Here is a 19688-nt window from a genome sequence, read left to right as displayed (position 1 = left end):
GCGATGTTCTTCGGTGCCATGCCGCTGGCCGCTGCCGAACCGCCGAACTGCACGGCGGCTGACCTCGCCGGTGTGGCTTCCGGTGTCTCGGCGTCGACGTCTGCCTATCTGTTCACCCATCCAGAAGTGAACTGGTTCTTCACCAGCCTCGAGGGCCTGCCGCGCGACCAGGTCCGGGGCAAGGTGCAGGACTACCTGAACGCCCACCCGCAGGTGAAGGCGGACCTGACCGGTATCCGTCAGCCTCTGGTCGACATCAAGAACCGCTGCGGCGACACCAACGGCGACGGTATCGCGGACAGTTAGGCGCCGGTCACCGGCGGCGCGTCACGACGTGGATCGCGGCGCGCCAGCCGAGTAGCAGCACGGCGGTCGAAATCGACGCCACCACAACGAAACTCGCTGCCACACCGGCCGAGGTCAGTTTGCGCAGCACCATCCCGACCACGACGGTGCACACCCAGACCACGACTCCGGTCGGCAGCAGCGAGCACGGCCGTCGCCAGGCCATCGAGAGCAGCCAGCCGGTCAGTGTGCCGATCACGAACGGCCACGCGGTCGCGGCGATGCCGGCCAGGGTCAGTCCTTCGGCGTGGCTGCGACGGCCGATCGTGGCGAACACCACGACGCAGGCGACGTCGGCGACCAGGGCGGTCGCCACCGCTCGCGTCCGGTCCACGCTGTCCACCGCCATCACGAGGCCCGCTCGGATGCGTCGGGGTCGATATCCGTCTCGGTGCGGAACATGAAGAAGAACACCACCCAGCCGATCGCGGCGACGAAGATCCAGCTGACCAGCCGGTAGATCAGCATCGCCGAGATCGCGGACGCCAGCGTCATCCCGCTCGACACCAAGCCGGGCACCAGCACCGCCTCCACCACCAACAACCCGCCCGGCATCAGCGGGATCGACCCGGCAGCGCGGGCGGCGACATAAGCCACGATCACGCCGAGCAGTGACGGCCGTCCGCCCGCGGCGTAACAGGCGAACAGCAGCGTGCCCACGCCGGTCACCAGCGTGAACATCGACCACACGAACGCCACGCTGAGCTGGCTGCGGCTCAGCTTCACCGACTCGAGCTGCGCCAGCGTCGCGCGCCACCGGAGCAACCCGTGGTCGGCCGGCTTGGCGCGCAGGTAGTTCACCCACGACAACACCCGCACACCGATGCCGTCGAGCAGGTCGGGCCGCGACGCCACCGCCTGCGCGAGCACGATCAGCGCGACGAAACCGGCCAGCGTGAAGATCAACGAGAACGGATTGTGCTTGGCGCCCAAGAAGAATGCGCTTCCTACGCCGAGCACCGCCAGGCTGATCACCTGCAGCGCACCGGACATCACCAGCTGCCAGGAGGCGATGACCGGCGTCGCCCCCCACAGCCGCTGCTGACGGTAGATGAAGGTCGCCGACAGCACGGGGCCGCCCGGAAGCGTCGTGCTCAGCGAGTTGCCGGCATAGAACGCCGCCTGAGAACGCCACTGTCGCACCGGAACTCCGGCCGAACGCAGCAGTTTGCGCTGGATGTCACCGAAGAAGTGCATCGACGCCAGTGCGGTGCCGATCGCGGCCACCACCCACCACCAGTCGGCGGTGTAGAGGCTCTGCCACGCCTTGGCGAGCTGATCCCACACCAGCCGCAGTTCGACGGTCAGCACGACGGCCACGACTGCGAAGACCGCCCATCGCAGCCACCAGTACTTGCCGCGCGTGCGGACTGCACTCGCCGGCGCGTCGTGGGCCACGGGGTAAGGGTAGTTCGTGGCGCGGCCGTTTCCCGAGATCCATACCGGGATGCTGCGGGCCGTTACGCTATCGGGATGCCCGAGGGTGTCTCGCTCGATGACGAGGCGGTTTCGCCTCTGGTGCGCAAAGCCGCGGCATGGTCGTGGCGCCTGCTGCTGATCTTCGCCGCGATCTTCGTTCTGCTGTGGACGATCAAACGGCTGGAGATCATCGTGGTGCCGGTGGCACTGGCGACGATGCTGGCGGCCCTGCTGATGCCCGCGGTCGACAGCGCACCACTGGTCAATTTTTCCTGGTTGTCGCGCAGAGCCTGGATCGCCGCATCCCCCGAGCGCTCGATCTGTTCGCGGCTCAGCCCCAGCGGTCCATCGATCAGCCAGGTCCGCACGCCCTCGATGCTGCGGCTCACCTGGTTGGTCAACTCCGGTGCGCCCTCGATGAACTGGCTGATCGATGGACCGCTGGGGCTGAGCCGCGAACAGATCGAGCGCTCGGGGGATGCGGCGATCCAGGCTCTGCGCGACAACCAGGAAAAATTGACCAGTGGTGCGCTGTCGACCGCGGGCACCGTCACCGAGATCGTCACCGGCGCGCTGCTGGTGCTGTTCACGCTGATCTTCCTGCTCCAGGGCGGTCGCAACATCTACGCGTTCATCACCCGGATCTTCCCGTCGGACGTGCGAGAACGCGTGCGCGACGCGGGCCGGGCGGGCTTTCACTCGTTGATCGGCTACATCCGGGCGACGTTCCTCGTCGCGCTCGTCGACGCGATCGGCATCGGGACCGGGCTGGCCATCATGGGCGTTCCGTTGGCGTTGCCGTTGGCGTCGCTGGTGTTCCTCGGTGCGTTCGTCCCGCTGGTCGGCGCCGTCGTCACCGGCTTCCTGGCAGTGATAGTCGCGCTGATCGCCAAGGGCATGATCTACGCGCTGATCACGCTCGGCCTGATCATCGCGGTGCAGCAACTGGAAGGCCACGTGCTGCAGCCGTTGGTGATGGGCCGTGCCGTGTCGATCCATCCGCTGGCGATCGTGCTGGTGATCGCCGGCGGCGGCGTCCTCGCCGGGATCGTCGGCGCGCTGCTGGCGGTCCCGACGCTGGCGTTCCTCAACAGCGCGGTGCGCGTGCTGACCGCGCCCAATCCGGACGCCGAGGCGGCCGCGCTCGAATCCGACGACGGACCGCTGGTCAAAGCCGAGTCCGACGACGTCGACTGACGAAGGTCAGAGCCGGCCCTCTCGCCGCAGGAGGTCCTGCGCGCTCAGCCCGCCGCCGCGGCGCTGACGCTCCTCGTCCTCGTCGAGCTTGCGGCGGGTGTCTAGCTTCTCGGTGGCTTCCGGATCCGCCGGTGAGGGTCCCGGCTGCCGCGCCGTCGGAATGGCCGTAGTCGCTTCGGGGTCTCCCGCGCCGTCCGGCGGGGAGCCCTGCTGGCGTGGCGTCGGAATCGCGGTCGTGGGCTCGTTGCCGGGACCCTGGCGGTCCTGCGCGCCGGGCGCGGGCATCGCCCTCGTGGGTTCGGCGGACGGCCGTCCCCTGACCTCGGGCGGAGTCCCCAGCGGCGACGGCGGCCGCGGCGCAGGCGGCGTGCCGGTGCCGCGCAATTCGCCCAGCCACGACTCGATTTCGCGTTCCTCCCGCGGCGGTCGCGGCTGGGCGGGCGGCGCAGGCGGGCGGGCGGCTTGGCGCGTCGCGGCCGCGGCGTTGCTCACCGCATTCCGTACGGCGTTCTTGGCCATCGTCAGCCGAGTGGTCTGCAGCTCGTCAGCGGGCGCGGGCTGCGACGCACTGGGAATGCGCGTCGTGCCGGCCACCGACGGAGCGGTCGCACGCGGAGGCGTCGCGACGCGCGTGGCGCCGGGCCGCGACGACCCTTCGACACCGGGATGCGTCGGATCGTGCGGCGGGCGTGGCTTGTCGAGGGGGCGGGGCGGCACGGGCGCACCCGCGCCCACCAGCGCCTCGGGATCATTGGCTGCCTCACGCACCGCCGGCCGCTTCCGCTCGTCGGGCAGTTCCGTCTCACCGAGGCCGAGCCGCTCCTGGATGCGCTTCATCCACCGCGGCGCCCACCAGCAGTCGTCGCCGAGCAGTTTCATCACCGCGGGCACGAGGAACATCCGCACGATCGTCGCGTCCAGCAGCAGCGCGATCAGCAGGCCGAACGCCAGGTACTTCATCATCACCAGGTCGGAGAAGACGAACGCGCCGGCGACGACCGCCAGAACCAGCGCGGCGCCGGTGATCAACCGGCCGGTGGTCGCGGTGCCGATCCGGATCGCCTCGGCGGTGGACATGCCGCGCTCGCGCGCCTCCACCATGCGTGAGACCAGGAACACCTCGTAGTCGGTCGACAGGCCCCAGATCACCGCGATGATCAACCCGATCATCGGCGCCATCAGCGGCTGCGGCGTGTAGTTCATGATTCCGGAACCGTGCCCGTCGACGAACATCCACGTCAGCACGCCCATCGTCGAACCCAGCGTCAGCGCACTCATCACCGCGGCCTTGATCGGCAACACCACCGACCCGAACGCCAGGAACATCAGGATCGTGGTCGTGACGATCAGCACGGTCACCATCAGCGGCAGCTTGTCGAACAAGCTGTGGATGCTGTCCTGCTCCAGCGCCGGTGTCCCGCCGACCGAGATCGACAGCCCGCGCGGCGGGGTGATCGACCGGAGCTCCTCGATCTTCTTGCCGGCGTCGTTGCGGTTCTCCAGACCGTTCTGGATGACGCGGACCGAGGGGTCGGTCGACTCGCCGCCGCGGGCTTGCCACATCTTCGACGGGTCACCGTCCGGCTCGATGAAGCCGGAAATGGCGAGCGCCTTGCTGCGGATCTCCGCGACCTGCTGATCCGTCACGGGCTGGCCGTCGGTGTTCTCGATGACCAGCGTCAACGGTTCGGTGCGGAACCCGGGGAAGGTCCGGTCGAAATCCTCCTGCGCAAGCCGGACCGGGTTGTCCGGCGGCAGGTACTTCTCGCTGATGCCGCCGAGCGACAACTGCCCCAGCGGGATGATCAACAGGATCATCACGATCACGATCGGCGCGGCGAACGCGATCGGGCGCTTCATCACGCGGTTGACCAGCTTGCCCCAGAAGCCTTTCTCGACCTCGGCGCGGGTCTTGGTCTTCTGCGTCTTCTCCGCGAGCCAGTTCAGCCACCACACGATCGGCGTGTGAGCCAGCGGCACGTACCGCGCCAGCGTCACGCCGGCGACGACCACGGCGACGAATATCACGATGCCGAGCAGGACCCAGTACAACGCGCTTCCGATGACATCGGCGTCGTGCAGCGCGCTCACGCCGTACGCCAACCCGCCCAGCAGCGTGATGTAGCCGAGGACCAAGCCGATGAACGCGTACTGCGCACCCTGCTCACCGGTCCGCCTGATCTGTTTGCGTGCGATGTGGCCCAGCGCGATACCGACGGGCGGCACCAGCAGACCGGTGGGAATCGAGGCGATTGCGAACGTGTTGGTGTGCGGATCGTGGGGGGCGGTCGGAGCGGGCTCTCGCTGGGTGAATTTCAGCAGCCAACGAATGCCGAGCGCGTCCACCCGCGGGCCGAGGATGCCCAGCGCGGCGGGCAGCACGGTGACCGACAGGATCGCCGCGAGCATCACCGACGCGATGATCGCGTAGGTGATCGACTTGAGGAAGCCTTGCGGGAACAGCAGCAACGGCACCGATGACGCGACGAGGATGACCGCGGAGAACATGATCGTGCGACCCGATGTCATCACCGCGCGACGCACGGCGGCCTCGGTGTCGTAGCCCTCGGCTATCTCCTCGCGGAACCGGCTCACCATGAACAGCCCGTAGTCCACGGCGATACCGAGGCCCATCAGTGTCACGACGGGCTGTGCGAAGAAGTGCACCGGCATGAACTCGGCGAACAGCCGCATGATGCCCAGGGCGCCCGCGATGGTCAGCCCGCCGATGAGGCCCGGTAGGGCCGCCGCGACCACTCCGCCGAACACGAAGAACAGCACGACGCAGACGAGCGGGATGGCGGCGACCTCGGCACGCTGTTGGTCCTCGCCGATGGTGCCCGTGAGCTCACTGGCCAGCGGGTTGAGGCCGGCGAGCTGAATGTTTCCGTCGTTGACCTTTTGCAGGTCGGGCTCGATGGCCTGGTAGTTCTTCAGGATCGTGTCGTCGTCGTCGCCCTTGAGGGGGACGCTGACGAACGTCTTCGTCAGGTCCGACGTCTTCATCTGCTGGACCGTCGGATCCGTGCTGTCAGGCGCGCGGAGCCAGCCGACCCAGCCGACCATCCTGTCCTCGTGGTCGGCCACCAGTTGGTTGAGTTCGCCGGTGACCTTCTTCATCCACGCCGGGTCGTTGACCTTCTTGCCGTCCGGCGGCGTCAGGATCGCGACGATGTGGCTGGTGCGGTCACGGCCGTAGGCCGCATCGGCGACCACCGACGCGTGGACCGAGTTACTGCCTTCGTCGTAGAAGCCGCTCTGGGTGACGTGACTGCCGAGGCTGATCCCGTAGATGCCGCCACCGAGGCAGAGCGCGACCATGACGCCGATGACGATGTATCGAGATCGGTACACCGTTCGACCCCACCAGGCGAACACGTGGACTCCTTACTCAAGTCTTTCTAAGTCGGCGACGACCCTGCGCATTTCAGTTGTTGACACGCGAGGTCAGTAGCGAGGACAGCGGCCGGAACGGCTGCAACCATGCCCCCTGCTCAGGTAGCGAATCGAGGCCGATCCGCGGTAATGGCTCCCGGAAGACATTAGGGATGTCCTCCAGGTCGACGAACTCCAAGGTATCCGACGCTAGCGCCCAGCTTGCATGTTCGCGAAATCCGAGAACCTGGACGGGGATGCCGTCGCGGGCGATCTCCTCCAGCGGTTGTTTGAACGCTTGCCCGTCGGCCGAGGCCACCAGAACCGCGGCCAGCCCCTCGCTGTGGCGCAGCGCGATGTGGTTCAGCATGTCAGTGTCGACGTCGCTGTCCTCGTCGATCTTCGGTTTCGCGAAGACCGCGAAACCGACGTTGCGCAACGCCTCCACCCAGGGCCGCACGACGTCGGCGCTGCCCGGCGCGATGTTGGTGAAGACGGTGGCCTCGGGTTCCAGCGTCAGCGCCGGGCGCGTCGCCGAGAGTTCGGCGGTCCTGGTGAGCAGCCACCGGCCCAGCGCGTCGAACCGCGGGCGGTGTGCGGCGGTGGGACGTCCGCCGAGGATCGAGCCCAGACCCATGTCGAGGTTGGGGGCATCCCAGACGAGCAGCACGCGGGCCGTCTGGTCGGCGGGAGGCGACGGTTCGGGAGGTGTCACACCTTCTATCTGTCTGAGGTCTTCGGTGAGGCTCATGACTTCTCCCAGAGGAGTTCAGCGACGGCGCTGCCGGCGTCCTGCGCCTTGTTCTCGTATTTGGTGACCGGCCGCTGCACCGAGATCGGCAGGGAGTCGGAGGCCGTGACCCGGTGCAGGCGCGGCTCGGCGTCGCCGATCTCGGCGATGTGCTCGGCATAACCGGCGTGGTCGGTTGCGGCGTGCAGGACGCCGCCGGGTCGCAGCCGGTCGGCGATCAACGCGACGGTGCCGGGTTGCAGGAGCCGTCGCTTGTGGTGGCGGGCCTTGGGCCACGGGTCGGGGAAGAACACCCGCACGCCGGTCAGCGAGTCGGGCCCGAACATGTGCTGCAGCACGTCGACGCCGTCGCCGCGAACCAGCCGGATGTTGGCGACGCCTTCGCGGTCGATCCCGCTCAGCAGCTGGGCCAGCCCGCGCCGGTACACCTCCACCGCGACGACATCGAGGTGCGGCTCGGCCTTGGCCATCGCCAGTGTCGAGGTGCCGGCGCCGCAGCCGATCTCCAGCACGACGGGCGCTTCACGGCCGAACCAGGCGGAGGTGTCCAGCCGCGGCGCCGGGGTGCTGCCGTCGCGCGCCGCCATGCCGACCTCGGGCCACAGCCGGTCCCACGTCGCCTGCTGGGCGGCCGACAGCGTGGTGCGCCGGGTACGGAAGCTGGTGACGCGGGGATAGCGGTGCTCGTCCGGTCGCGGAGCTGAGGCGTCAGAGACATCTGGCCTCGGAGCTGAGGCGTCAGCGACATCTGACCGGGGCGCCGACACGTCGGCGACATCAGGCCCGGGCAGATGCATCCGTCCATGGTCGCTCATCGAGGGTGGAGTACCCGCATCGTGGTACGGATTGATACCCAACAGTTGCCTTCGGCTGGTATCGGAGGTCTGTCCACAGGCCGGTCGCGCTGCCCCTCCCACGGTGACCGCCGAAGTGTGACGATCGTGGAGGGGCGCTCGCCGCCCTGGACGGGGGGACGGTCAGCTGAGTTTCGTCGAAACGCTGATGCAATTGGATCGCGCAGGCCGCGGGCCGCGGCTGACACCGATCATTCGGCGCCTGACCGCGCCGGTCCGGGTAGCGGTGCGCGGTCGCGATGGGGTGGGCCGCACGACTGTGGCCGCCGCGCTGGCCGGCGCGGGAGTGACCGTCTCGAAGGAACCCGCCGATGTCGATGTGCTCGTGATCGCCGAAACGCTCAAACCCGAGGACCGGGAAGTGCTCGCCGGCGCGAAGCGTCCCGCGGTCGTCGTCTTGAACAAGGCCGACCTCACCGGCTTCGGCGCGGACGGACCGGTGGCGTTGGCGCACCGCCGCGCGGCCCAGATCCGCGCACTGACCGGATTGCCGACTGTGCCGATGATCGCGCTGCTCGCGGACGTCGAGCTGAGCGACGACCTGTTCGGCGCGCTGCGCACCCTGGTCACCGAACCGGCGGACCTGACGTCGACCGACGGCTTCGTGCAGAGCCCGCACCCCTTGTCGACCGAGTCGCGTGCGCACCTGTTGGCCGCGCTCGACCGGTTCGGCATCGCGCACGCGGTGCTGGCGATCGATCGGGGAATGAGCGCCGCGGCGCTGCCTGCTCATCTGCGCCGGCTCAGCGAACTCGACCGGGTCGTCGAGCACGTGCAGGCCGCCGGCGCACCGCTGCGATACCGACGTCTACGATCGGTGATGACCGAATTATGTGCTGTTGCAGCACAATTCGACGCTACTGATCTGGCGGAGCTGCTCGCGAGTGACGACAGCGTGCTCGCCATGATGACGGCGGCGGTCGATGTCGTCGAAGCCGCCGGACTCGCCGTCGACCGTGGTGACGATTCCGCGGCCCATCTGCGTCGCGCCGTGCATTGGCGGCGATATGGCCGTGGCCCGGTCGACGCGCTGCACCGGGCCTGCTCCGCCGACATCAGTCGAGGTTCGCTGCGTCTGCTCGCTCGATCGCGGTGACGGGTATCGACGCAGTGGTCGCGGCGATCGAACCGGAACTGGCCACGCCCGAGGTAGAGATCCTCGATGTCGTGCTCGTGACCGGACCTCGGCTCGCGGGCAGCACCAGCGTGGTGGAAGCGCTGCGCAAGCGACTGCCCGACCACACCTTCGTCGAGGCGGACGAACTCGGTCGGAAAACAGCGCCCGCCGCGGTGGTGTTCGTCGTCTCCGCGGTGGCTGCGATGACCGAATCGGACCGCGCCCTGCTGGATTCGGCTGCCAGGAACACTGATGTGGTTGTCGGCGTGGTTTCGAAGATCGACACCCACCGCGATTGGCGCGATGGGCTGGCCGCGGACCGTGCCATGCTGACGGCGCGCACGCCTCGCTATGCGCGCGTGCCGTGGGTGGGCGCGGCCGCGGCACCGGATCTGGGGGAGGTGCACATCGACGAACTCGTCGACCTGCTTCGCGCGCGACTGGCCGATCCGGAGCTGAACGGACGAAATCGACTGCGAGCGTGGGAGACTCGTATCAGGTCGGAAATCGATCGATGCCATGCCGACGCGGAAGACGAACGGGCCGCGATCGCCGCCCTGCAGCGGGCGCGCGACGACCTTCTTCGGGCTCGGCGACATGCCAAGTCCGAACGCGTCATGGCCATGAAAAGTGAAATCCAGCGAGCCCGCGTCCAGCTCGGCTACTTCGCACGCAACTGCTGCACCTCGCTGCGCACAGAACTCGCCGACGACGCGGCGCAGCTCAGCCGCAGCCGACTCGGCGAATTCGAAGCACACACCCGCGAGCGGGCCGGCGCACTCATCGCGACGGTGGAGGAGGCCGTCGCCACCCACCTCACCGCCATCACGGAGGAACTCGACCTGACTGCGCCGTCGGCGCCCGAGGCGTCCGTTGCCCTGGAATTCCCTCCGCCGCCATTGAGGTCGCGACGGTTGGAGAGGCAGTTGACGATGATCCTCGGTGCCGGCTTCGGGCTGGGCGTGGCGCTTGCGGTGACGCGGCTGTTCACGGGCCTGACGTCTGAGTTCGCCGTCGCCGGCCTGGTCGTGGGCGGGCTGGCGGGGCTGGCACTGACATTGTGGGTCGTGCACCTTCGCGGACTGCTGCACGACCGCGCGGTGCTGGAGCGATGGGCCACCGAGGTGACCGGCATGGTGAAATCCCGGCTTGAGGAGCGGGTGGCGACCCGGGTGTTGGCCGCGGAGGCCGCTCTGGCATCAGACCTGGCCGTCCGCGACGAGCGAGAAGCCGCCACGGCGCGGGCCGAAGTAGGTCAGATCGACGCCGAACTGCGTGCACATGCGGCCCGGGCCACCAGCGCGGCCGCCGTGCGGGAGCGGCGGCTGCCCTCGCTACGGGGGGCGCTCGACGCGGTACAGGTCGAACTTGATCGATCAAATACCACAAAACCGACTTCTGAATCGTTCCTGTGAGTGATCGGACACACTCCCGGTTTCCCGCAGGTATCTCACCCGCGTTAACCTCGATAGAGGGAAACCGCAACGCCGCCTGTCCCTGTCTGGGTGGCGCACACGGAGCCTTGGGCCTGGCAGCAACAGACACAGGAGATTTTCATGACCGCCGCGACCATCCCAGGTTTGGACACCGCACCGACGAAACACAAGGGTCTGCTCGCTTGGGTCCAGGAGGTCGCGGAGCTGACGCAGCCGGAGCGCGTGGTATGGGCCGACGGCTCCGACGAGCAGAACGCGCAGCTGTGCGATCAACTCGTAGCGGCGGGAACCTTCACCAAGCTCGACGACGAGAAGAAGCCGAACTCGTACCTCGCGCTGTCCGACCCGTCGGACGTGGCCCGTGTCGAGTCACGGACCTTCATCTGTACCGAGGACAAGATCGGCGCCGGTCCGACCAACAACTGGATGGACCCAGCCGAGATGCGCGACATCATGACGCCGCTGTACCGCGGCTGCATGCGCGGTCGCACGATGTACGTGGTGCCGTTCTGCATGGGCCCGCTCGGCGCTGAGGACCCCAAGCTCGGCGTGGAGATCACCGATTCGGAGTACGTCGTCGTATCCATGCGGACGATGACCCGGATGGGCAAGGCGGCGCTGGACAAGATGGGCACCGACGGATTCTTCGTCAAGGCGCTGCACTCGATCGGCGCGCCGCTCGAGCCGGGCCAGCAGGACGTGCCGTGGCCGTGTAACGACACCAAGTACATCAGCCACTTCCCGGAGACTCGCGAGATCTGGAGCTACGGCTCGGGTTACGGCGGCAACGCGCTGCTCGGCAAGAAGTGCTACGCGCTGCGGATCGCTTCGGCGATCGCCCACGACGAGGGCTGGCTCGCCGAGCACATGCTGATCCTCAAGCTGATCTCGCCGGAGAACAAGGCCTACTTCGTCGCGGCGGCGTTCCCGTCGGCGTGCGGTAAGACCAACCTCGCGATGCTGCAGCCGACCATCCCGGGTTGGCGCGCCGAAACCGTCGGCGACGACATCGCCTGGATGCGGTTCGGCAAGGACGGCCGTCTCTACGCGGTCAACCCGGAGTTCGGCTTCTTCGGCGTCGCCCCGGGCACCAACTGGGACTCCAACCCCAACGCGATGAAGACGGTCGAAGCGGGCAACACCGTGTTCACCAACGTCGCGCTGACCGACGAAAACGACGTGTGGTGGGAAGGCCTCGAGGGCGACCCGCAGCACCTGATCGACTGGAAGGGCAACGACTGGACGCCGGAGTCGGAGGTCAAGGCCGCACATCCGAACTCGCGCTACTGCACCCCCATCTCGCAGTGCCCGACGCTCGCGCCAGAGTGGGACGACCCGCAGGGTGTGCCGATCTCGGCGATCCTCTTCGGCGGTCGACGCAAGACGACCGTGCCGTTGGTCACCGAGGCCCGCGACTGGCAGCACGGCGTGTTCATCGGCGCCACGCTCGGCTCGGAGCAGACCGCGGCCGCCGAGGGCAAGGTCGGCACCGTGCGCCGCGATCCCATGGCGATGCTGCCGTTCCTCGGCTACAACGTCGGTGACTACTTCGCGCACTGGATCAACCTGGGCAAGAACGCCGACGAGTCGAAGATGCCGAAGATCTTCTTCGTGAACTGGTTCCGCCGGGGCGACGACGGCCGCTTCCTGTGGCCGGGCTTCGGTGAGAACAGCCGCGTGATGAAGTGGATCGTCGATCGCATCGAGCACCAGGCTGACGGCAAGAGCACGCCGATCGGCATCGTTCCGACCGCCGCCGACCTCGACCTCTCCGGTCTGGACGTCGACCCGGCCGACGTGGACGCCGCGCTCGCGGTCGACGTCGACGAGTGGCGCCAGGAGATCCCGCTGATCGAGGAATGGTTCGAGTTCGTCGGCGAGAAGCTGCCGACCGGCATCAAGGACGAGTTCGACGCGCTGAAGCACCGCCTGGACGAGGCGAAGTAAGTTTCGCGAGAACGCAGAATCGCCCAAATCCGTTGGATTTAGGGCGATTTTGCGTTTGTCGGGCAGTGGCGGGCGATTCTCAGCGTGGACGGTAAGCGTGGGCACGGTGATTGATGGCCACGACGACGACGGTGTGCGTCGCATCGTCGATACGAAACAGCACCCGATACTCGCCGCGGCGGGCGCTGCGATACCCCTGGAGTGCATGTCGCAGTGGCCGGCTGAGCCGTTGCGGGTTCGCGGGTAGCGGGCCGGTGATGAATTCGATGATCGCGGAGGCAATCTTGCCGGGAAGGCGCCGAAGGTCGCGTCGAGCAGGCGAGGCAACCTCGAGTTTGTAGTTGCCGCGCGGCACTGTCACCGCGGCGGCAGGCCGAATTCGGCGCGCAGGTCGTCACCACTGACGGTCGAGCCGTCGGCATACTCCTTCTCCGCGGCATCAATGCTGTCGCGGATGCCGCGCTGGGTCAGCCAGAAGAGCGTCTCCTGCAACGATTCGAGGTCGTCGGCCGACATGAGAACGGCCGCAGCTCGTCCGTGTTTGGTGATGGTGATGATGTCGTGAGTGGATTCGGCATCATCGACCAGTGCGGACAGCTTGTCTTTTGCCTCGCCGAGCGGGATAGATCGCATAGCCGCAGTCTAGCCGTAAATATAGCCATAATGTAGCTAAAAGTATGGCTATGAAGCTCGCGAACTCGGCGAGCGCCATCTTCCTACGCTCGTCCTTACTCGAGCGTGCGGCTGAGCCGTTCGATGTGATCGAGAGCGAACGTCACCATCGCTGCGGTGCTCATCTGCGCCCCAGTGCCGGACAAATGTTCGTCGTGCTCGTCGTCGAGAACCTCACGAAGGTGCGCGATCGCTGCGTCGACTTCGGGGAAGACCAGACGTGAACTCGGTACGTCACCGAAACCCATGACGGTGGCGGCCGATTCGCATCGGCCAAGCCGATCGAACAGGATGGCCAACATCGCCAGGGGGCCTGAAATCATCAGCAAGCTCCCGGAATCGAAGTAGTTCTGGATCGCGGTGACAAGATGGTTGATGGCATCGGACTCCCGACGGACCAGTGTGCGTGGTCATTGCGTCTCAATCGGATTCGTGAGGTGAACGCGTGCCCGAGCGATCTCCTCGAGGGCGAAGTGTGCGACCTGGGCGCTCGTCATGCTCGCGCCGGCTCGGGTGAGAGCTTCATAGGTCCGTTCGCCGAGCACCTCTCGGAGGTGCGCGATAGCGGCATTGATCTCGGGGAAGGTGGCGAGCGCGAACGCCGTCGCCGCGAACCCCACTATCGTCGCAGCACCCTCGTAGCGACCGATCTGATCAAGACGCGCGGCAAGCACTCCCAGAGGACTGACGATGTGGGAGTAGCTTCCGGAGTCGTAGAAGTTGTTGATCGCAATAGTCAAGAACTCGAGAGCGTCGTCGGCAACACCACGTGACCCCGCCAGCGTTGAGATGTTCACCGCAAGGTATGCCTCTGTCATCCGGTTACCGCTGCTGTGCGCAATCGCCAAACCCCTGCGCAGAGCTTCGTACGCGGCACCGGGATCCTCGTCGCGAGTCGAGTAGCCGTAGGCGAGCAGTGCATACGCGGCTGCGCCTGGGTTGTCAGTAGCTTCAGACGCTGCCAGCAAGTCAATGCTTAGGACCTTTGCCTCCGCGATGTTCCCTGACGTCAACAACGCCATGACCATGGAACCGCGATTGAATGCGTTGATCTCCCCTCCGCGCGCAAACTGACTGCGGCACAGCTGAAGCCATTGAGCGGAGGCACCTACGGTGATGTAGGCGCCACCGAGCGCAGTCGGTTCGATGTCGAAGAGCATTCGATCGAAGCGCCCACTCTCGAGAGCCGCGACGGCGGCATCGGCGTACGCAATCGCACTGTCCAACCGGCCAGTTCGATAGCACTCGGCAGCAATCACGTACAACTGCGCCAGCCGGCTGTGGTCGACGTCGCGCGCGGCGGAAAGGAGGTCCTCCGCCCATGTGGAGGGTTCATGCAGCTCGAACCAGCCGCCGAGAAAGCCTGCACAGACGGCGATCGCGCTCGCTGTGTCGAGGTCCTGCTGCTCGGCTGCCCATCGAAAAGCGCTACGCAGGTTGGCTAGTTCAGTTGTCAGCCACGAGTATGCATCGCGTTGCATGGGGCTGTCCCACAACGCAAGCACTTCGGATTCCTGCGCGGCGAAATGCCGCGCGTGCGCCGTTCGCGCGTCGTCGCCGGCGCCCTGCGCGACGAGCTGCGCTTCGGCGAACCGACGAATGGTCTCCAGCATCGAGAATCGCGTTCGACCGGTCGACCGGTCGGCCGCCACAAGCGACTTGCGCACCAGGGCGTGGAGCAGATCCAGCGTCGCCATCTCATCGTCGCTACGGCTCACCGCGCATGCCGCTGCGAGGTCGAACCCGCCTGCGAACACTGAGCACCGGTTCAACAACGACTTTTCGCTTGCGTCGAGCAGGTCATAAGACCACTGCACAGCTTGACGAAGCGTCTGATGACGCTCGAACGCTCGCTTCGATCCGACGAGTAACCGGAACCTGTCGTCGAGGCGGTCGCGAATCTCGTTGACGGTCATGGATTGCGTCCGCGAGGCGGCGAGTTCGATCGCCAGCGGAATGCCATCGAGGCGACGGCAGATCTCCGTGACCACATCTGGGTCGCGGTCGAGGGAGATGGCCGGAGCCACGGCCAGGGCCCGGTCGACGAACAGCGTTGCCGCGCTGGACCCGATATCGAGAGACGGGACAGGCCAAAGCTGTTCTTCGGCCAGTCCCAGTCCTTCGCGACTCGTCGCGACCACCTTCACCGCCGACGAAGCTTTCAGGATGGTCTCGATGATGTCCGCCGCGGCGTCGAGGACATGCTCACAGTTGTCGAAGACCACCAATCGCGAACGGCCCTCGAGAGCGGATGCGATGCTGTCCGCCATCGTCTGCCCTGGTTGCTGCAAGATGCCGAAAACCGCTGCCACCGCATCTGGCACCGCCGCGGGATCGCTGATCGCCGCCAACTCGATGAACCACGCACCATCGGGAAAGCCTTGTGCCGACAGAGATGCCAGCTCCACCGCCAGGCGCGTCTTGCCCACGCCGCCGACGCCCGTCAAGGTCAACAAGCGATGCGCGGTGAGCATCTTCCGAAGCTCGGCGAGCTCGGCCTCTCGCCCGACGAAACTGCTCGGGGGCTGCTTCAGATTCCCGGGCGCGGATTCGAGGTTGCGGAGTGGCGGAAACTCGCTACGCAGACCGGCGGATGTCACCTGGAAGATCTCTACCGCCCTGGCGATATCGCGAAGTCGTTGAAACCCCAGGGCCTTCAGCGGCACTCCGTCGAGAAGTCCCGCCGTCGCACCGTCGAGCAGAATCTGACCGCCGTGCCCGGCGGCCATGATGCGGGCTGTGCGATTCAGTACCGTGCCGAAGTAGTCGCCCTCGCGGACTTCCGCCTCACCGGTCGCAAGTCCCATCCGTACCGGCAGTTCGAGCGCCCGCTGCGCGGCCACCGCGGCATCGACTGCATGACCCGGCGACGAAAACACGGCGCACATGCCGTCACCGGTGTGCTTGAACAGTCTGCCGCTGTGCGTCTCGATGCAAGATTTCAGCAACTCGTCGTGAGCGCCGAGCGCCGCCCGCATCCCAGCTGCGTCGGCTTCCCACCGCCGGGTCGACCCCTCGATGTCGGTGAACAGAAAAGTGAGAACACTCATGACTGGTCGCCCGCGCGGAGAAGATCGGCCTGAACGCGTTCTATCTGGTCGAGCGCGTACGCGGCCTTGGCGGCAAGGGTCATCTGGGCGCCTGCCCGGGTAAGTGATTCGTAGGTAGCCTCGCCCAATGCTTCGCGCGTATGCACGACAGCCTCGGCGATCTCTGGATAGGTTGCACGTGAGATCGCCGAAAGGGCAGAGGCGCTCACGGTGGCCGCCTGCTCGTAGCATCCGAGCCTGTCGAACACCACAGCGAGGAGACCTAGCGGGCCTGAGATGAACGACAGGCTGCCTGAGTCGTAGTAGGTCCGGATGGCCAGCGCCAGGAAATCGAAAGCGTCCGAGCGGTCAGCGCGGCTTGCGGCGACGCTTGCCAGGGTCGCGGCGAGCACCGATTCCATCTGCCGATTGCCTGTGGCTTGCGCGACGGCGAGCCCTCGCTTGAGGTTCGCGTAGGCAGCCGCGGTGTCGCGGTTGCGCTGCGCGTAGCCGTAGGCAAACAGCGCGCCCGTGAGCAAGGCGGGGTTCTCGACGGTTTCAAGGCCGGCGAACAGTTCGTCAGACAGTGCCAGTACCTCGTCATGTTCGCCGGCAAAGGTCAACGCGAATACGAGATGGGGGAGGGCCCAATAGCGGTTGTCGGGCCACCTCGAAATTACCCGTCGGCCCCACTGGATGCATTGTTCGGCGCTTGCCGCATACAGGAACCCGCCGCCCAGGGCAGACTCAAGCCCAAGAGGCACAACATCGAAGCGTCCGGTGTCTATAGCCCTCTCGCCGGCCGCGGCGTAGTCGCGGAAGTCATCTATTCGACCAGTCAGGTAGCAGGTAGCCGCCGCCATGTAGAGCTGCGCCAGCCGTGGATGCTCAACGGCCCGAGCAGGTTCGAGCAGTTCCTCGGCCCATGCGATCGCTTCATACTGCTCCACGTAGTAGCCCAGGAGCGCCGCGCAAACCGCGATGGGAGCTGCGGTATCGAGTTCGTTGTTGTCGGCGGCGAATCGGAAGGCGCCACGCAAGTTAGCCAACTCGACCGTCAACCAGTCATGAGCCTCGCACTGCCGCGGACCGTTCCACAGAGCCATGATGACGGGTTCTCGCCCCGCGAAGTATCGCGCGTGTGCGATGCGGGCCGTGTCTGCCGCCCCTGATGCCGCGAGCTGTTCCGTGACGAACTGGCGAATCGTCTCGAGCATCAGATATCGCGTCCGCCCGGTGGACCGGTCGGCGACCAGCAACGACTTGCGTACCAACGCGTCGAGGACATCGAGCGTCGCCAACTCGTCTGCGGATTCAGCCACCGCGCAGGCTCCAGGCAGGTCAAAACCGCCGGAGAAGACGGAACACCGCGCCAGCAGTTCTTGCTCGCTCTCGTCGAGCAGGTCGTAGGACCATTGCACGGCATGTCGCAGAGTCTGGTGGCGTTCCAATGCCCTACGTGAACCGACGAGCAGACGGAACCGGTCGTCAAGCCGATCCCTTACCTCCACCGCCGTCATCGAGACCATCCGGGAGGCGGCCAGTTCGATCGCCAACGGAATCCCATCGAGTCGCTGACAGATCTCCGCCACCGCCGCAGCTTCGTCGGGTGCGGCCATCGTGGCTGCGGGCGATACGGTCTGCGCGCGGTCGAGGAACAATTTCGCTGCGGCCGAGTCGATTCCGATTGCGGTGTCCAGCGAAGGAACGGGCCACAGCTGTTCGTCGTTGAGTCCCAATCCTTCTCGGCTGGTCGCCAGAATCCTGACATTCGTCGTGTGAGCGTAGATGGCTTCGATCACATCAGCTGCAGCATCCAGGACGTGCTCGCAATTGTCGAACAGCAGAAGTCGCGACCGACCCTCCAACGCGACAGCCACGCTTTCGGACATGTGCTGTCCCGGCTGTTGAGTGATACCCAACGCGGCAGCGACAGCTTCGGGAACGGCGGTAGCATCCCCGACCGGTGCGAGTTCGACGACGAACACGCCGTCCGGGTAACAGTCGGCGGTACGTGAAGCCACCTCCAGCGCCAACCGCGTCTTGCCGACTCCGCCGACGCCCGTCAGCGTCACCATTCGATGCGTCTTCAGCGCCCTTTCCACCTCGGCGAGTTGGGCTTCGCGACCGACGAAACTGGTCGGCGGTAGGCGCAAGTTCCCCTGCCGGGAGTCGTGACTTCTCAGCGGGGGGAAGTCGGCCCGCAAGCCCGCCGCACAGACTTGGAAGACTTCGACGGGCTTCGCGATGTCGCGCAACCGCCTCGGCCCCAGGTGGACGACGTCAACCCCGTGGACCAGCCCTGCCGCGGTCCCGTCGAGCAGTATCTGACCGCCGTGGCCGGCGGACATCAACCGTGAGGCACGATTGAGCACCGTGCCGAAGTAATCCTGATCCCGTAACTCCGCCTCGCCGGTGGCGATACCCATCCGCACGGGTAGTTCGAGACTCCGCTGGGCGGCGATCGCGGCGTCGACGGCGGCCTTCGGCGATGCGAACGCTGCACAGATCCCGTCGCCGGTGTGTTTGAACAACCAACCCCCGTGCGACTCCACGGCTTCGCGCAGCACGTCGTCATGCCCGGCGAGGGCGACGCGCATCGCGTCGGCGTCGGCTTCCCACCGCCGGGTCGACCCCTCGATGTCGGTGAACAGGAAGGTGACGACACCCGACGGCATGGGAGCCGCCGCCCTCTGTCCGCCCGTCATCCGACCACCGCCGCACCCCCGTATCCTGCGGGTTCATGCTAAGACGGCGACGACAGTAACGGACAGAATCCACCACTTGACACCTGTCAACTCCATGCATCGTAGAGTCAGGCCATGCAGATCCGCGAACACGCCGAGGCCACTCCGGACAAGCCCGCCGTCATCATGCATCCGTCGGGAACCGTGGTGACGTTCGCCGAACTCGAAGCGCGGGCCAACCGGCTGGCACATCATTTCCGGCGGGCTGGCCTCGTCGAAGGCGACACCGTGGCCATGCTGATGGAGAACAGCGAGCACTTCCACGCTGTGATGTGGGCGGCCCGGCGCAGCGGCCTGTACTACGTGCCGATCAACACGCACCTCACGTCGGCGGAGGCGGCCTACATCATCGACAACAGCAACGCGAAAGCGATCGTGGGCTCGGCCGCGCTGCGTAAGACGCTCGAGGGTCTGGCTAATGAGTTGCCCCGCGGCCTACCGGAACTGCTCATCATTGCGGATGACGACCTCAACGGCTGGCAGCGCTACCCGGAATGCGTTGCAGCGCACCCCGACACACCGATCGCCGACGAGATCGAGGGTGACCTGCTGCAGTATTCGTCGGGCACCACCGGCCGTCCCAAAGGCATCAAGCGTGCGCTTCCGCACCTGTCGCCAGCAGCGGCGCCAGGCCTGATGACCATGCTCGTCAGCGTCTGGATGCAACCGGATTCGGTGTATCTGAGCCCTGCGCCGCTCTACCACACCGCACCGTCGGTGTGGTCGATGACAGTTCAGGCCGCCGGTTACACGACGGTGGTGATGGAGAAGTTCGATCCGGAGAGCGCCTTGGACGCCA

The 19688-nt window shown here is 66.5% G+C and carries 16 protein-coding genes; 6 read left to right on the top strand and 10 right to left on the bottom strand.

Going from position 1 to position 19688, the window contains the following annotated elements; translation table 11 throughout:
- Positions 1 to 306 (top strand): heme-binding protein (locus A5663_RS05505; protein ID WP_231976696.1); only part of this gene is annotated, 306 nt, incomplete at its 5' end.
- 7 nt (positions 307 to 313) lie between these two features.
- Here A5663_RS05505 and A5663_RS05500 read toward each other — a convergent pair.
- A complete protein-coding gene (locus tag A5663_RS05500) occupies positions 314 to 694 on the bottom strand; it encodes a DUF3054 domain-containing protein (RefSeq protein ID WP_156744366.1) in 381 nt (126 codons plus the stop codon).
- Complete coding sequence (locus A5663_RS05495; RefSeq protein ID WP_068144974.1) at positions 694 to 1743, bottom strand: YbhN family protein; 1050 nt, start codon at positions 1741 to 1743, stop codon at positions 694 to 696. Before A5663_RS05495 ends, A5663_RS05500 begins: the two co-directional genes overlap by 1 nt.
- Positions 1744 to 1818: 75 nt before the next feature.
- Here A5663_RS05495 and A5663_RS05490 point away from each other — a divergent pair, with 75 nt between their 5' ends.
- Entirely contained in the window at positions 1819 to 2961 is a 1143-nt protein-coding gene (locus A5663_RS05490) for an AI-2E family transporter (RefSeq protein ID WP_068144971.1), read from the top strand.
- 6 nt (positions 2962 to 2967) lie between these two features.
- Here the strand turns inward: A5663_RS05490 and A5663_RS05485 are convergent, their stop codons facing one another.
- From A5663_RS05485 to trmB, 3 genes are read right to left on the bottom strand one after another with little or no spacing between them, the layout of a single operon-like run.
- On the bottom strand, positions 2968 to 6339 hold the full coding sequence (locus A5663_RS05485; protein WP_068144969.1) for an MMPL family transporter: 3372 nt from the start codon (positions 6337 to 6339) through the stop codon (positions 2968 to 2970).
- Positions 6340 to 6388: 49 nt separating this feature from the next.
- On the bottom strand, positions 6389 to 7087 hold the full coding sequence (locus A5663_RS05480) for an NYN domain-containing protein (protein ID WP_068144966.1): 699 nt from the start codon (positions 7085 to 7087) through the stop codon (positions 6389 to 6391).
- Positions 7084 to 7902, bottom strand: coding sequence for a tRNA (guanosine(46)-N7)-methyltransferase TrmB (gene trmB / locus A5663_RS05475; protein ID WP_068144962.1), 819 nt, complete (start codon positions 7900 to 7902; stop codon positions 7084 to 7086). The genes A5663_RS05480 and trmB overlap by 4 nt, the downstream gene beginning before the upstream one ends.
- A gap of 187 nt (positions 7903 to 8089) precedes the next feature.
- Between trmB and A5663_RS05470 the strand changes: the two genes are divergently transcribed.
- The 3 genes from A5663_RS05470 to A5663_RS05460 all read left to right on the top strand — a co-directional run bounded on the left by A5663_RS05470 (position 8090) and on the right by A5663_RS05460 (position 12441).
- A complete protein-coding gene (locus A5663_RS05470; RefSeq protein WP_068144959.1) occupies positions 8090 to 9037 on the top strand; it encodes a hypothetical protein in 948 nt (315 codons plus the stop codon).
- A complete protein-coding gene (locus A5663_RS05465) occupies positions 9034 to 10473 on the top strand; it encodes a hypothetical protein (protein WP_231976694.1) in 1440 nt (479 codons plus the stop codon). Before A5663_RS05470 ends, A5663_RS05465 begins: the two co-directional genes overlap by 4 nt.
- A gap of 141 nt (positions 10474 to 10614) precedes the next feature.
- On the top strand, positions 10615 to 12441 hold the full coding sequence (locus A5663_RS05460) for a phosphoenolpyruvate carboxykinase (GTP) (RefSeq protein WP_068144980.1): 1827 nt from the start codon (positions 10615 to 10617) through the stop codon (positions 12439 to 12441).
- A gap of 79 nt (positions 12442 to 12520) precedes the next feature.
- Here A5663_RS05460 and A5663_RS05455 read toward each other — a convergent pair whose 3' ends face one another.
- The 5 genes from A5663_RS05455 to A5663_RS05435 all read right to left on the bottom strand — a co-directional run bounded on the left by A5663_RS05455 (position 12521) and on the right by A5663_RS05435 (position 18820).
- On the bottom strand, positions 12521 to 12796 hold the full coding sequence (locus A5663_RS05455) for a type II toxin-antitoxin system RelE/ParE family toxin (RefSeq protein WP_231976693.1): 276 nt from the start codon (positions 12794 to 12796) through the stop codon (positions 12521 to 12523).
- Between the two features lie 2 nt (positions 12797 to 12798).
- On the bottom strand, positions 12799 to 13074 hold the full coding sequence (locus A5663_RS05450; RefSeq protein WP_068144953.1) for a type II toxin-antitoxin system Phd/YefM family antitoxin: 276 nt from the start codon (positions 13072 to 13074) through the stop codon (positions 12799 to 12801).
- A 95-nt stretch (positions 13075 to 13169) separates the two neighbouring features.
- Entirely contained in the window at positions 13170 to 13436 is a 267-nt protein-coding gene (locus tag A5663_RS05445; protein WP_068144949.1) for a hypothetical protein, read from the bottom strand.
- 87 nt (positions 13437 to 13523) lie between these two features.
- Positions 13524 to 15779 carry an adenylate/guanylate cyclase domain-containing protein gene (locus A5663_RS05440; RefSeq protein ID WP_369816593.1) on the bottom strand — a complete coding sequence of 752 codons (2256 nt, stop codon included), beginning with the start codon at positions 15777 to 15779 and terminating at the stop codon, positions 13524 to 13526.
- A 380-nt stretch (positions 15780 to 16159) separates the two neighbouring features.
- A complete protein-coding gene (locus tag A5663_RS05435; protein WP_068144943.1) occupies positions 16160 to 18820 on the bottom strand; it encodes an adenylate/guanylate cyclase domain-containing protein in 2661 nt (886 codons plus the stop codon).
- Positions 18821 to 18964: 144 nt separating this feature from the next.
- On the opposite strand from A5663_RS05435, the gene A5663_RS05430 reads away from it, so the two are divergent.
- Positions 18965 to 19688: AMP-binding protein (locus tag A5663_RS05430; RefSeq protein WP_156744365.1), on the top strand; the 724-nt coding region annotated here is incomplete at its 3' end.

This window comes from Mycobacterium sp. E740 (assembly GCF_001672895.1).
Taxonomy (GTDB): domain Bacteria; phylum Actinomycetota; class Actinomycetes; order Mycobacteriales; family Mycobacteriaceae; genus Mycobacterium.
Note: the sequence above shows the minus strand (reverse complement) of the source record. Positions and strands in the feature narration are given on the sequence as shown.

Bases quoted from the DNA above. Each gene is read 5' to 3' on its own strand.
- trmB (WP_068144962.1), bottom strand. From the start codon at position 7,902: ATGAGCGACCATGGACGGATGCATCTGCCCGGGCCTGATGTCGCCGAC.
- A5663_RS05500 (WP_156744366.1), bottom strand. From the start codon at position 694: ATGGCGGTGGACAGCGTGGACCGGACGCGAGCGGTGGCGACCGCCCTG.
- A5663_RS05445 (WP_068144949.1), bottom strand. From the start codon at position 13,436: ATGATTTCAGGCCCCCTGGCGATGTTGGCCATCCTGTTCGATCGGCTT.
- A5663_RS05470 (WP_068144959.1), top strand. From the start codon at position 8,090: ATGCAATTGGATCGCGCAGGCCGCGGGCCGCGGCTGACACCGATCATT.
- A5663_RS05490 (WP_068144971.1), top strand. From the start codon at position 1,819: ATGCCCGAGGGTGTCTCGCTCGATGACGAGGCGGTTTCGCCTCTGGTG.
- A5663_RS05480 (WP_068144966.1), bottom strand. From the start codon at position 7,087: ATGAGCCTCACCGAAGACCTCAGACAGATAGAAGGTGTGACACCTCCC.
- A5663_RS05460 (WP_068144980.1), top strand. From the start codon at position 10,615: ATGACCGCCGCGACCATCCCAGGTTTGGACACCGCACCGACGAAACAC.
- A5663_RS05435 (WP_068144943.1), bottom strand. From the start codon at position 18,820: ATGCCGTCGGGTGTCGTCACCTTCCTGTTCACCGACATCGAGGGGTCG.
- A5663_RS05450 (WP_068144953.1), bottom strand. From the start codon at position 13,074: ATGCGATCTATCCCGCTCGGCGAGGCAAAAGACAAGCTGTCCGCACTG.